This window comes from Deltaproteobacteria bacterium, from assembly GCA_016874755.1.
GTDB lineage: Bacteria > Desulfobacterota > Binatia > UBA9968 > UBA9968 > DP-20.
In genome coordinates this window covers 25,776-39,034 of the sequence record VGTH01000050.1, presented here as the reverse complement: position 1 = coordinate 39,034, position 13,259 = coordinate 25,776, and the positions used below count along the sequence as shown (strand labels likewise).

The 13,259-nt window shown below is 56.8% G+C and carries 11 protein-coding genes; 7 read left to right on the top strand and 4 right to left on the bottom strand.

Going from position 1 to position 13,259, the window contains the following annotated elements; all coding sequences use genetic code 11:
- The first annotated feature begins 55 nt into the window (after positions 1-55).
- Genes FJ145_22745 through FJ145_22730 form a run of 4 tightly spaced genes read left to right on the top strand, consistent with a single transcriptional unit; the run spans position 56 to position 4,233 of the window.
- Entirely contained in the window at positions 56-880 is an 825-nt protein-coding gene (locus FJ145_22745) for an SDR family oxidoreductase (protein ID MBM4264229.1), read from the top strand.
- Positions 881-902: 22 nt separating this feature from the next.
- Positions 903-2,387, top strand: coding sequence for an FAD-binding oxidoreductase (locus FJ145_22740; protein ID MBM4264228.1), 1,485 nt, complete (start codon positions 903-905; stop codon positions 2,385-2,387).
- Between the two features lie 23 nt (positions 2,388-2,410).
- Positions 2,411-3,205 carry a hypothetical protein gene (locus tag FJ145_22735; protein ID MBM4264227.1) on the top strand — a complete coding sequence of 265 codons (795 nt, stop codon included), beginning with the start codon at positions 2,411-2,413 and terminating at the stop codon, positions 3,203-3,205.
- Positions 3,206-3,207: 2 nt separating this feature from the next.
- Positions 3,208-4,233 carry a methyltransferase domain-containing protein gene (locus FJ145_22730; GenBank protein MBM4264226.1) on the top strand — a complete coding sequence of 342 codons (1,026 nt, stop codon included), beginning with the start codon at positions 3,208-3,210 and terminating at the stop codon, positions 4,231-4,233.
- Positions 4,234-4,250: 17 nt separating this feature from the next.
- Here the strand turns inward: FJ145_22730 and lspA are convergent, their stop codons facing one another.
- Genes lspA through FJ145_22715 form a run of 3 tightly spaced genes read right to left on the bottom strand, consistent with a single transcriptional unit; the run spans position 4,251 to position 7,969 of the window.
- Positions 4,251-4,736, bottom strand: coding sequence for a signal peptidase II (lspA, locus tag FJ145_22725; GenBank protein MBM4264225.1), 486 nt, complete (start codon positions 4,734-4,736; stop codon positions 4,251-4,253).
- A gap of 14 nt (positions 4,737-4,750) precedes the next feature.
- Positions 4,751-7,549, bottom strand: a complete 2,799-nt coding sequence (gene ileS, locus FJ145_22720) for an isoleucine--tRNA ligase (protein ID MBM4264224.1) — start codon at positions 7,547-7,549, stop codon at positions 4,751-4,753.
- A gap of 42 nt (positions 7,550-7,591) precedes the next feature.
- On the bottom strand, positions 7,592-7,969 hold the full coding sequence (locus FJ145_22715; protein MBM4264223.1) for a hypothetical protein: 378 nt from the start codon (positions 7,967-7,969) through the stop codon (positions 7,592-7,594).
- A gap of 233 nt (positions 7,970-8,202) precedes the next feature.
- On the opposite strand from FJ145_22715, the gene FJ145_22710 reads away from it, so the two are divergent.
- The 3 genes from FJ145_22710 to FJ145_22700 are packed head-to-tail and all read left to right on the top strand — an operon-like array spanning position 8,203 to position 11,538.
- Complete coding sequence (locus FJ145_22710; protein MBM4264222.1) at positions 8,203-9,135, top strand: lysophospholipid acyltransferase family protein; 933 nt, start codon at positions 8,203-8,205, stop codon at positions 9,133-9,135.
- Between the two features lie 22 nt (positions 9,136-9,157).
- Positions 9,158-9,904 carry a class II aldolase/adducin family protein gene (locus FJ145_22705; GenBank protein MBM4264221.1) on the top strand — a complete coding sequence of 249 codons (747 nt, stop codon included), beginning with the start codon at positions 9,158-9,160 and terminating at the stop codon, positions 9,902-9,904.
- Between the two features lie 35 nt (positions 9,905-9,939).
- Positions 9,940-11,538, top strand: a complete 1,599-nt coding sequence (locus FJ145_22700) for a UbiD family decarboxylase (protein ID MBM4264220.1) — start codon at positions 9,940-9,942, stop codon at positions 11,536-11,538.
- Positions 11,539-11,811: 273 nt separating this feature from the next.
- Here FJ145_22700 and FJ145_22695 read toward each other — a convergent pair whose 3' ends face one another.
- Positions 11,812-13,125: an HlyC/CorC family transporter gene (locus tag FJ145_22695; protein ID MBM4264219.1), complete on the bottom strand. Its 1,314-nt coding sequence runs from the start codon at positions 13,123-13,125 to the stop codon at positions 11,812-11,814.
- Positions 13,126-13,259 lie beyond the last annotated feature (134 nt).

Sequence of the window (13,259 nt, the reverse complement as noted above, 5' to 3'; positions counted from 1 at the left end):
ACCTCGCCTTACGTGAGAATGAAGTTCGAATCGTTCAAGAGCAACGCCGCCAAGTATGAAAAGAACGCCGCGCAAGGCGAGGCGGCAATATAGTCCTGGCAGCGTCATGGCGGAGCAGAAAACCCCTCCTTCCTTACACGGTAAAGTTGTGCTGGTCACCGGCGCGAGCCGAGGCATCGGCGCCGCTGCGGCGATTCGCCTGGCCCAAGGCGGCGCTGCCGTGGTCGTCAACTATTTCCAAAACAAAGATGCCGCGCAAAAGGTGTTGGCGGAAATAGAAAGCGGCGGCGGCCGCGGCATGATTTTTCAAGCCGACGTCAGGCAACGGTCGCAAGTTGACGCGATGGTCGCAGCGACCAAGGCCAAACTTGGCGCGCTCGATGTGCTGGTCAACAACGCCTACTTCCCGTTCCAGGTCAGTCCGCTGCACGAGATTTCCTGGGAAAGGTTTCACGCGGCGATCGATCACGAGCTGTCGGCGTTCTACCACTGCGTGCAGGCCTGCTTGCCGGACATGAGAGCGCAAAAGGCCGGCCGCATCGTCGTCGTCAGCACACGGCTAGCGCAGCAGCCCTTGCCGCGCATGGGAGCTTACGCCGCGGCGAAATCGGCGCTGGAGTCGATGGCGAACACCATGGCGATCGAGCTCGGTCCATTAGGCATTGCCGTCAACGTGGTTACGCCGGCGTTCACGCTGACCGACGCTTCGATGATCATGCCCGAAGCCTTTCGGGAACGGGTGAAAGAGACTCGGCCGCTCAAAAAACATCTCTACCCGCAAGACGTCGCCGGCGCGATCGCTTTTCTCGCCGGTGATGAAGCGAGCATGCTGACCGGTAGTCATATCCTGATAACCGGCGGCAGCCACCTGCAACTCTAATTGAAAAATCAAAAGTCTTGTCATGCTTTCCCTAGACGAAATTGTCACCAAGCTAACAGAGATCGTCGGGGCGCGCTTGGTTTCGACCAATCCCATCGACAAGATCAATTATCAACACACGCTGGCCTACGGCGCCTATCGCTTTTTGCCCGATGTGATTGTGCGCATTGAATCCGATATCGAGGGCGGCCATAAAGTTGCCGACATTCTGCGATTTGCCAACGAGAACAAGATTCCTATCGTTGCCAAGGGGGGCGTGGGCATGGGCATTAGCTCGCCGCTCAAGGGCGGCCTGCTGCTCGACATGCTCGGCATGGACAAGGTTCTCGAAGTCAATCGGGAGATGAACTACGTCATCGCCGAAGGCGGCGCGAGCGTTTATGCGATCCATCACGCGCTGCGCCAGCATGGCCTGATGCTGCCGAACTTTGGCACCTACGGTCCAGCCGTGGTCATCGGCGCGATGATCAACAAAGGCGGCATCGGCTACGGCATGAGCCGCTACGGTTGGATCGCCGACATGGTGCTGGGACTGGAAGTTATTCTTGCCAACGGCGAAACCATTCGTTTGGGTGCGCTGGCGAATCAAGGCACCACGTTTGGGCCGTTTCAAAAATGGATTCACTTGCCCGATCTGCTGGGTTTATTCACGCTGGCCGCGGGCTCGATGGGCATCATCAGCAAGGTTTGTTTGCGGGCGATCGAGGGCAGGCGCGAATGGCTGCACGATTACTGCTACACATTTCGCCGCGATCAGCTTCAGAAAGTTCAGAATTCTCTGATCGAATTGGTCAAAGGCGAAGTGGTCTTCGATATTCACTTCACCGATCGCTGGCAGTACCATTGGCCCCTGGAAGAGGGGCTGTACGACAAGAAAAAAGTTCCTGACGATGCCTGGTTTTTCCTAAAGACCGTGATCATGGCGCGCGATCAGGAAGAGCTGGCTTTTAAAGAAAAGCGGATGCGGCGAGTTTACGAATCGGCGGGCGGCGTCGACGTTGCGGAGATCGCCGAAAAATCGATGGGCGCCAAGGCCCAGGAACATGGCCTGCACAGCTGGCCCGACTACCATATTATGGGCCCCGATGGATGGTGCGGCGTGGTGGTGCGGCATACCGGAATGTTTGCCGTGACGTCGAAGATGTATCCGCTGCGCTTCATGAAGGAAATGTACGATCTCGACGAGGCGGCCAAGCGTGAGTGCGGCCTTTGGGACGCGGCGCATTCGCCGCAGCACGACAGCTACGTAACGCGCGACTTGGCGATCAAAGAAGAGTATTTTACTTTTTACAATCCCTACGACGATGAAGACGTCGGCAAGCTGCGGCGCTGGATGGGCATGGTGGCGCAGTTTAGCAACGAACGCGGTGTGGTCTGGACGGCGCCGACGCTCAGCACCAAAGGCCCGGTGCCGTACCAGCGTTTGGGCAGCCTCTATGACGTCGTCAAAGAGATCAAGCGGCTGGTCGACCCAAATAACATTCTGAATCCGGGCGCACTCTGCTAGAGCGCCCTTTAGGAGGACAACCCATGGGACTAGGCAGACAAGATTTTACCGGCAAGAAACTTTCCGAGCAGGAAGCCAATGCGGTCATCGCCGACTTGAAGTCATACCTCTTGGGCATCGCCGATAAGTGGCTCATCAAAGGGCGATTTCATACCGAAATGGGCAGCGGCACGCTGCCGATGGAGGCGATCAAAATTTTTTGGCAGAACTGGTACGGCTTCGTCGCCGAGATCAACAATTTCCACGGCGTTGCCTACCAGCGCCAGCAGCCGTTCTTCAAACGCCATCCCGAGCTGCTGAAACATTTTGCCGCCCACGTGGCCGATGAGATGATCCATCCCAAGCCGCCGGGCCATATCCAAATCGTGCTTGAGCAGGGGCGCAACTTCGGTCTGCGCGACGAAGAAATGGTCGAGTACGAAATGCTCGCCGAATGCCGCGCCTTCTTAGAGTATTACCGCGGTGTCCTGTACGAGGGGACCATCGCCGAATGGTGGGCGTCGTTCTGCGTCGAAGAAGCAGTCGGCCACTGGGCGCGGTTTTTTGGCGGCGCGCTGCGCAAAAGCTACCAGTTTCCTGAAGAGAAAATCGTCTATTTCCGCGTCCACGCCAAGGCCGACTTGGAAGAACATGACGGCATCATGGCCCACGCCGACCTCGATTGGCTGGTTTTGAAGAACCTGCTGATCGAAGGTAGAGCCGAGACCCGGCCTGGTTTCAATTTAGAATACTGCATGCGCATGGGAACTTCCTATTTCGCGATGTTTTTCGAGGGAGTCTACCAGCAGATCAAAAAGGAAGGCTTTTACAAAGAATAATCATGGCCGATGCTAGCCGAGAAGAACTGTCGCCGCGGCCGCTGATGCGGATTCTCGGCGACTTCGCCAACAGCCAGATCCTCGACGCCGCGATCGAGTACGATTTTTTTACCCACATCGACGAGGGCTTGCACAGCGCCGGAGAGATTGCCGGCGCGGCCGGCACCGATCCGCGCGCGACCAGAATCGTGCTCGATAGTTTGCTGGCACTGGGATTGATTGAAAAAAAAGACGGCTGCTACTACAACACGCCGACCAGCCAAGTCTTTCTCGTCGAAGGCAAGCCTTCCTACTGCGGCGACTTCCGCCATGTCGCGCTGGCGCTGTGGGACGGCATGGCGCACTTGAAAGAGTCGCTCAAAACCGGCAAGCCGCTCAGGCGCATGGACACCAACGCCGAGCTGCAAGTCTGGGAGAAGCTCGTGCTTGGCATCATTGTCATCGCCGAGCCAGCGGCAAAAGCGCTCTGCGATATTCTCAAAATTGGCGGTGAGCGCAAAGGAATCAAAGTTCTCGATATCGCCGGCGGCTCGAGCATTTTTGGCATGACGATTGTCACGCGCGATCCGACCGCCCAGGTCACGCAGTTGGATTGGCCCAACGTCAACGCGGTGGCGAAGAAGGCTAACAAGGAACGCGGTCTCGAAGGAAAGATTCGCTTCATCGACGGCGAGCATCATACGGCGAACATTGAAACGAATCATTATGATTTGGTTTTGGCGAGTAACTTCTGCCGCTTCGAATCGCCCAAAGGCAATCAGGAGCTGTTTGCCAAGGCGTACTCCGCGCTCAAACCCGGCGGAATTTTCGTTGTGAACGATTTTGTGCCCAACGAAGAACGCACCGAGCCGACATTTGCGCTGCGTTTCTCCGTCTACACGCTGACCCACACGCCGGAAGGCGAATGCTGGACCCTGTCGCAGTATTCAGATTGGCTCAAGCGGGCCGAGTTTGCGTCGATCACGATCCATGGCGACATCCCCAAGACCTTACCAGGGACTACATTGATCTTGGCGCAAAAGAGCTGAGCTCAAGCCCGATAGAACTATCGCGATGCGGCGGCGAAGGGGTCTTCGCCTTTGGCGCGCACGAGATAGAAAATCGTGATCGCAACGCCGACAGTGATGAAACTGTCGGCGACGTTGAACGCCGGCCAGTGGTAGCCCGACCAATGGAAGTCGAGGAAGTCGATCACCTCGCCGTAGATCAGCCGATCGATCAAATTGCCGATGGCGCCGCCGAGAATGAACGCCAGAGCGGTGCTGAGACCGGTTTCCCGCGCCGGTAGACGGCGCAGCATGTTGACGATGAAAATAATCGCGACGATCGAAACCACGATCAAAAACGGCCGGCGAAAAATTTCGGCGCTGCCGGCAAAGATGCCGAAGGCAGCGCCGGTGTTGCGGATGTAAGTGAGATTGAAAAAATTGTCGATGAGCGGAATCGAATGGTACAGCGGCATGCTGCGATCGACGATCAGTTTGGTCGCCTGGTCGAGGACCAGAATGACGGCAAGCCAAATCGTGACCAGACGGGTTTTGCTGCTCAAGTCGACGCTCCAGAGTTGAGCACCTGGGCGCAGCGCGGGCAGACCGTCGGGTGGCTGGCGTCCGTGCCTACCTTCAAATCGTACTTCCAGCAGCGCTCGCACTTGACGCCCTGGGCTTTTTCCACCTGATACAACGCTTGACTCGATCCTGCGCTTTCTGCCGCGGTCACCTGAGAGATGATCAGGACATCGGCGAGCTTCTGCGGCTCGGTGCTGAGCAGCGCTGCTAACGGCGCGGCACCGTTGTGAGTTTGCAAGACCACTTTAGCATCGAGCGAATGACCGATGACCCCGGCGGTGCGCGCCTGCTCAAGCGCTTTTAAGACCTCGCTGCGCTCGCGGAAAATCTTGTCCCATTTTTCACTTAGCTCGTCGTTGAGAAACGCGCGGTCGGGCGCGGGCATGGGCGACAGGAAAATACTCGCCGAGTGCGTGTCCTTGTCGGGCATGTAGCCCCACACTTCTTCGGCGGTGAACGAAACGATGGGCGCCATCAAGTGCACCAGCACGTCGAGAATCCGATGGAGCGCGGTTTGGGCGGCGCGCCGTTTTTTTGATGCCGTGCCTTCGCAGTAGAGGCGGTCCTTGACGATATCGAGATAGAGCGCGCTCAAGTCGACGCTGCAAAAATTATTGAGCGCGTGAAAGACCAGATGAAACTCGCAATTCTCATAGGCTTCGCGGCAGCGCGCCAGCACGGTTTCGGTGCGGTGCAAGATCCACCGGTCGAGCTCGTCGAGATCTTTGACCGGCACCGCGTCGGTCGCGGGATTGAAATCGTACAAATTGCTGATGAGAAATCGCGCGGTGTTGCGCAGCCGGCGATAGGCTTCGATCAAGCGATTGAGAATCTCATCTGAGATGCGCACGTCTTCGCGAAAATCTTCGGCCGAGACCCAAAGGCGCAGCACCTCGGCGCCGGATTTTTTGATGATGTCCTGGGGCGCAATGGTGTTGCCCTCGGACTTCGACATCTTGCGGCCCTTGCCGTCCAGGGTAAAGCCGTGCGTCAGCACGTTTTCATAGGGCGCGCGGTCGCGGGTCGCCAAGGATGTCAACAGGGCGGTGTGAAACCAACCGCGGTGTTGGTCGCTGCCTTCGAGGTAGAGATTGGCGCGGCCGCCTAAGCGAGCATCCTGCTCGACAACCGACGCGAAGCTCACTCCCGAATCGAACCAAACGTCGAGAATATCTTCTTCGCGGGTGAAGTCACGACCATTGCAGCCGGGGCATTTCAAGTCTTGCGGAATCAGCTCTTCGAGCGGCCGGTTGAACCAGGCGTCGGAACCTTCCTTCGCGAAAATTGCTGCGACATGGTCGCAAAGCTCGCGCGTCAGCACGGCTTGGTTGCAATTTTTGCAATAGACCGCGGGAATCGGCACGCCCCAGCAGCGCTGGCGCGAGATGCACCAGTCGGGACGCGCGTTGAGCATGCCGCGAATGCGGTCGCGGCCCCAGGGCGGAATCCATCTTACTTCGTCGATGGCTTTGAGCGCCTGATTGCGCAGGTCGTTTTTTTCCATCGAGATGAACCACTGTTCGGTGGCGCGAAAGATCACCGGTCGTTTGCAGCGCCAGCAGTGTGGATAGCTGTGCGCCAATTTTTCTTCTTTGAGGAGCATGCCGCGTCCGGCGAGCTTTTGAATGATAATCGGATCGGCTTTGTAAACCGATTCGCCTTTCAAGTCGCCGGCCTCCGCGGTGAACTTCCCCTCGGCGTCGACCGGCGCCATCACTTCGAGGCCGTAGTTTAATCCGGCATTGTAGTCTTCCTGGCCGTGGCCGGGTGCGATGTGGACGCAGCCGGTGCCCTGGTCCTGGGTCACATAGTCGGCGAGGATGATCTGCGAGTTGCGCTCCATCCAGGGGTGGCGGCACTGAATACCTTCGAGGTCCGCGCCCAGCCAGCCGTTGCTGCTGATCGAATAGTCTTTCGCTTCGAAACCCAGCGCGCTCATTACTTTGGCGACTAACTCGTGATTGATAATCAAATCGCCCTGGGGCGTTTTGACGCGGCGATAGGTAAATTCAGGATGGACCGCGATCGCCTGGTTGGCGGGCAGCGTCCAGGGAGTCGTGGTCCAGATGACGAAATACACTGCTTCGGATTGCGAGTTTTGGGTTGCGAGTTTGCCTTTGTCATCTACCACGGGAAATTTTACGTAGATCGACGCGGAGGTATGGTCTTCGTATTCGACCTCCGCCTCGGCTAGTGCGGTCATACAGGAGGCACACCAATAGACCGGCTTTTTCTGGCGGTAGAGTGCACCGGAGGCAACAAACTTGCCGAGCTCGCGGACTTCCTGCGCTTCGTACTGCGGGTCGAGCGTGCGGTAGGGATGCTGCCAATCGCCCAACACACCCAGCCGTTTAAATTCTTCGCGCTGAATCGAAATAAACTTCTCAGCATACTCTTTACAAAGCTTGCGGACCTCCGACTTGCTCATCGCCAGTTTCTTGGCGCGTCCGACATTTTTTTCCACCTGTTGTTCGATCGGCAGACCGTGGCAGTCCCAACCCGGCACGTAGGGCGAGTGAAAGCCGGTCATCGAACGATATTTAACGATGATGTCCTTGAGAATCTTGTTGAGCGCATGGCCAATGTGAATGTTGCCGTTGGCGTAGGGCGGCCCGTCGTGCAGGATGAACTTTTCTTTGCCGGCGTTGGCATCGAGCATCTTGAAATAGGTGCGCTCGGCGTCCCACTTCTCGACCTGCTTGGGCTCGTTCTGCGGCAGGTTGGCGCGCATGGGGAAAGCCGTCTTCGGCAAATTAAGTGTTTCTTTGTAGTCCATAACAGTTAGGGTTAGGGCGATTCGTCAATTGCCCCCTCATCATTATTTGTGATTGTTCAATCCACGCGCCATGCGCGCAGCGAACATATCGGCCTTGTTTTCGGCGTCGGCCCAAAAAACATAATGGCCCATCTCATGATAGACCATGTTGATCCAGCGGCGCTCGGTGTTATATTTACGGCCGTTCTTCCAGTTCTCCGGATGAACTAAATAAATCTGGCCGTTCTCGTAGGTCTTGCCGGCGGTCTTGCCCCAATCGATGTATTCGAACCATTCAATCTTGGGCATCTTCAAATTATAAAAACGGCAAAGCGCGGCGATCGCCTTCTTAAAATCTTGAGGCTTATATTCAAGAAAAAAACTAGACAAGAGCCGGTCGATGACCCGGCGCTCTTTGAGCGGCGGCAGTATCATTCTCATGGGAGCAGTTCTCGTTTGGAATAACCCCAAATTTCTACCATAGAAAGCTCCCCAGAAAAACCGCGCCGGTTTCGTTCAAATGCCCACGAATAGGGATAAATAGCCGATTTACAAAGAGTTTTGTGCCAGCGGGCGACCTAGGCTTGACCCCCGTTGTGCTTGCCACTGGGAGAAAAGTGGCGTAGATTACGCTACTTCGTGTCGCTCGGCCAGCGTGCTGACCCACAAACTGCATGACCGATTGGTTGATTGGCAAAGCTACGTATGCAAGCACGTGGTTGGGATTGAAAATCGGCTGCGCTGCGTCGCGGCGCTTTCCCAGGGCAACGTTGAGTCTGGCCGACCGGTCAGCGAATCTTTGTTTCCGTTTGTTCCCGGGGTTTCGCCGGCGCTCGATCGCAAATATTCGCGCAGCGTTTGGCAGCAGCATCAGCGCGACGGAAGCGGAGAACACGGCGCGGCGCACCCTGCGCAATTTTTTTCGCGCGTGTGTCGAGTTGGTGGCGGCGGTCTCGGCTTCCGACGAGGAGCTGCGCCGGAAGATCGACGTGGTAGGTCGCGAGCATCTCGATCGTGCCTTGGCGAAAGGCAAGGGCGTGCTGGTTTTGAGCGCCCACCTGGGGAATTTTTTCCTGGTTGGCACCAGGCTGACGATCGATGGATATCGGGCGTCGGTCCTGATCAATCAACCGCGCGAAGGCAGCTTCGCCGAGTTGTTGGATGAGTATCGCTTGCGCGTGCGCCAGCGCACCATCCACGCGCGGCCGCGGCGTCAAGCGCTGCGCGAATTGAGCGAGATGTTGCGCCGCAACGAGGTCGCGGTCATCATCGCCGACGAATATCGCCGCAGTAAGGGAGTTGAGGTGACCCTCTTCGGCCAGACCGTTCATGCGCGGCGCGGCCCGGTCACTTTGGCGCTGCGCACCGGCGCGGCGGTGGTGCCGGCATGCTTGGTGCGCCGGTCCGACGACCGTTTGCAGTTGATCATCGAACCGGAGTTGAACTTGTTAAGAGACACCAAGGACAGAGAGGCGATTCGCGAAAATACCGTTGTTATGACCGAATGGCTCGAGCGCAAGGTGCGGCAATTCCCCGATCAGTGGAATTGGATGAACCTGCGCAGATCCGAGTCCGGCGCCGGCGGCACTGAGGCAAGTAAAATCTAAATCCTAAGAAATCGAGGACTCTATGGCAGCTAGTAAGAAGGATCTCGAAGAACTGAAGAAAAAAGTCGCGCTGGGCAATCGTATCATGTTTCATCAAGGCCTGGCGGACTATCATGGCCATGTCAGCGCGCGCATTCCCGGCACGCGCAAGTTTTTTATCAAGCCGGTGCTCGCGCCGTTGGGAGCGATTGCGCCCAAGCACATCATCCTCGTCGACATCGATCAGTACATGGAAGTGTGCGAGCAGAACTATGCCAAGGCGGGCAATAAGCGATCGGTCACCAAGATCGCCAATCCGCCGCGCGAAGCTATGATCCACGCGGCGATTTACCACGCCCGGCCCGATGTGAACTCGGTCGTGCATACGCACCAGACTTTGGCCACCGCTTTCTCCGTCGCCGGCACGCCGATATTGCCGATTTACAATCAAGCGGCAGTCTTCGCGCCGGAAACGCCGATTTTTCCCAGCCCGCGGCTGATTTACACGGTTCAGGATGGCAAAGACATTTGCGCCACCTTGCGGGACCGCATGGCGATGCTGCTCAAGGGGCATGGCATTATTGTGGTCGGCGATAGCTTGGAATATGCTACCGTCCATGCGATTTACCTGGAGCGGACGGCTTATATGCAGTTCGTCGCCAGCTGCGTCGGCAAGCCGGCGATCATGCCGCAAAAGGAGATCGATTACATGAAAGAAAATATGATGTATCGATCTTACGACGCTTTCTCATATTTCAAATCGCTGCTGCCCAAGGGCGGCAAGCTATAAGTATCGAAGCAACGAACTATCCCAGGAGGAAACCAATGGCCAAACCGGAAAGACGGCAAACGTCGGACGCCAAAGGCGGCCCGATTCAAGATCTGCGCGAATGGTTAAACCGCGTAGAAGCGATGGGCGACCTGGTAAGCGTCAAGGAAGCGGTGAGCTGCGAAGAGGAGATGAGCGCCATTGGCTATCTCGTCGCCAAGCACAAACCATCGCCGGCGATCCTTTTCGACAATATCAAGGGCTATGAAAAGAGCCCGTACAAAGCGCAGTCGTTGTGGAATATTTTAGGTCCGAGCATTCCGCGTATCGCGCTGACCATGGAAGAGCCGCCGGACACGCCGACGGTAGAATTAATTCGCCGTGTCAAAGACAAATTAAAAAATCGCATGGCTCCAAAAGAGGTGCCGGCGAGCCAGGCGGGGTTCTATCAGAACACGTTGACCGGCGACAAGATCGATTTGACCCAACTGCCGATCCCGCGCCATTGGCCGCTCGACGGCGGACGCTACGCTGGCACCGCCGATTGCGTTATTACCCGCGACCCCGATTCCGGTTATCTCAATGTCGGCACCTATCGCATGATGCTGCAGGGCAAAAACGAATGCGGCCTGTACCTGTCGCCCGGCAAAGATGCGCGCTTGCACATCACCCGGTCATGGGAGCAGGGAAAGCCGGTGGAGGTCGCGGCGGCCTGGGGTATCGATCCGCTATTCATGGTCGTTGGCTCGCAGACTTTTCCAAAGAACGTTTCTGAATATGAATATCTCGGCGGTATCAAAGGTGAGCCGATCCCGGTGGTCAAAGGCAAGACGACCAACTTGCTGCTGCCGGCCAACGCCGAGTTCATGATCGAAGGCATCATCAAGCCGAACTCGGTGAAAAAAGAAGGACCCTTCGGCGAATTTCCCGGCTACTACGGCCGACCTGAAGCGGGCTGCCCGCTAGTCGAAGTCACCGCGATTCACTATCGCAGCAATCCGATTTTGACCAACGCTTTGATGGCGGATTATCCGTCCAACGAGCAGAGCGGCTTTTTCTCGATTATCCGCTCGGCGCGCATCTGGGACGATCTCGACAAGCTCGGTGTCCCGGGCATTCAAGGCGTGTACGCCCATCCGGCTGGCGCCGGCGGGTTCGGCATGACGGTGATCGCATTGGAACAACGCTATGCCGGCCACGCCGCACAAGCGCTGGCGCTAGCAGCGCAGGTTCCTGGCGGCGCTTACTACACCAAGTGGATCATTGCCGTTGACGAAGACATCGACCCGACCGATATGGATCAGGTCATCTGGGCCATGAGCAGCCGCTGCAACCCGATCGACGATGTCGATATTCTGCGCAACACCTGGAGCACCTGGCTCGACCCAACGCAAAATCCGCCGGAGAAACGGCCCTATGGCTCGAAGGCGTTGATCAACGCCTGCAAAGAGCACCGCTATCTGCCGGTATTCTCCAAACGCACGGCGCTGCGCAAAGAGATGTACGATAAAGTCGCCGGCGAATGGAAGAAGCTGGGATTACCTGGGCAGATTCCATCGGTCCGCGCCTTCGAGGAAGAGAAGAAAGTTCTTTACCACGAAGTAGGCGGCTTCGAACCCGGCAAGCAGCCGGGCGAGGAAGACAAGAAGAAGTAAACTGCGATTAATCGCTGCCAAAGAGCCCCGTCGCATGAAAATGGCGACGGGGCTTTTTTATTGCCTGCAAAGACCCGAAATCGACAACCAAGGTTCGCTTGCTTGTGAGAACAATCAGCATGTCATCCTGAGCGTAAGCGAAGGATCTGCTGCCGCCGACAAAGCAGATGCTTCGCGTTGCTCAGCATGACAACCGATGAAGTGTTGTTGGCAGTGCTGCCTCTGGCAAGGTACACCGAACGCTGGCAGCAGAAATAAACTATTATTGTCGGATTAGTTCGGCTGGGCCTTCTCCAGCTTGACCTTGACGATTCTTCGCCCTTCCATGTCAACGATCGTCAGCCGATAGCCGTTATGCTCGACGCGCTCGCCACCGCGCGGGATGGTTTGTAGTTGCGCCAGGACGAAGCCGGCGAGGGTGTGATAGTCCGGCGATTCTTCGAAGGGCAAGTTGTAGTCGGATTTCAAGTCTTTCAGCAGTGCCGAACCGCGAATCACCATCGAGCCATCGGACACGCGCTCGACTGGGCCGCGCTCCTCGCGGTCGTATTCGTCACGGATCTCGCCGACGATCTCTTCGAGCAAGTCTTCTAGTGTCGCCAGCCCTTCGACTTCGCCATATTCGTTGACCACCAGCGCGATGGCGAGATGGCGCCGTTGCAGATGCTTGAGCAGTTCGCTGATTGGCAAGGTGCTTGGCACGAAGTAGGCCGGGTGCAGGTGCTCGCGGATGCAAAAGTCGCTTTTTTCTTGCAGTGCTTTGAAGACATCTTTGTTGTAGAGAATGCCGATGACATTATCCAAGCTGCCGTCGTAAACTGGGATGCGCGAAAAACCGCTTTCAACAAAACTTTTGGCGACCTCTGCCAACGTCGCGTGGACTTCGATGGCATGAATTTCAGTGCGCGGCAGCATGACCGCTTTGACCGGTGTGTCGGTGAATTCAAAGACGCTGTGGATCAACTCCTTTTCGGTTTCATTGAAAATGCCTTTGGCGGCGCCTTCGCGCACCAGCGATTTAACTTCATCGACGGAGATGAAACTTGCGCCTTCGGCGTCTTTGCCGCCGAACAGCCAAAGCACGGCATTGCTCGAAGCGGTCAGAAGCTTAACGAAAAGTGCGCTGATCTGACCGAGGATTTCGATCGGCCGGGCGACGACACAGGCGATCTTTTCAGAGAAACGCAATGCCAGAGATTTGGGCACCAGCTCGCCCAGAACAAGCGAGAGATAAGCGATCGGTGCGACGACCAAGCCGATGGCGATGGCTTCGGCCCAACGGGCAGCGAACGGGAACGGCATTGTGGCGATTTGCGGTTTTAGATAATCGATCGCAGCGGCGCCGCCGATGGCCGAGGCCATGGTGCTGACAACGGTGACGCCGATCTGCACGGTGGCGAGAAAACGATCAGGGTCGTTCTTCAAGCGCGCCACCGCCGCCGCCGATCGGACGCCCCGCTCAAGTAGCGCATCGATGCGGCTTTTGCGGGTGGCGATCATGGCGATTTCCGCCGAAGCGAAAAAACCGTTGGCGAGAATCAGCGCCAGGATCAAAACGACTTCAAACCATATGTTTTCCAAAGACATAGCGTTGCGAACTCCTATTTCCCGCACTTTCTAAAGCGGGAAAACCGGCGCGGTTAGGAAACGAACTTAGCAATCAAACCAGAGCGAGCCAGCCAAAGCGGTGCTGTGAGTGTGGTCATGTGGGGATACTCTAA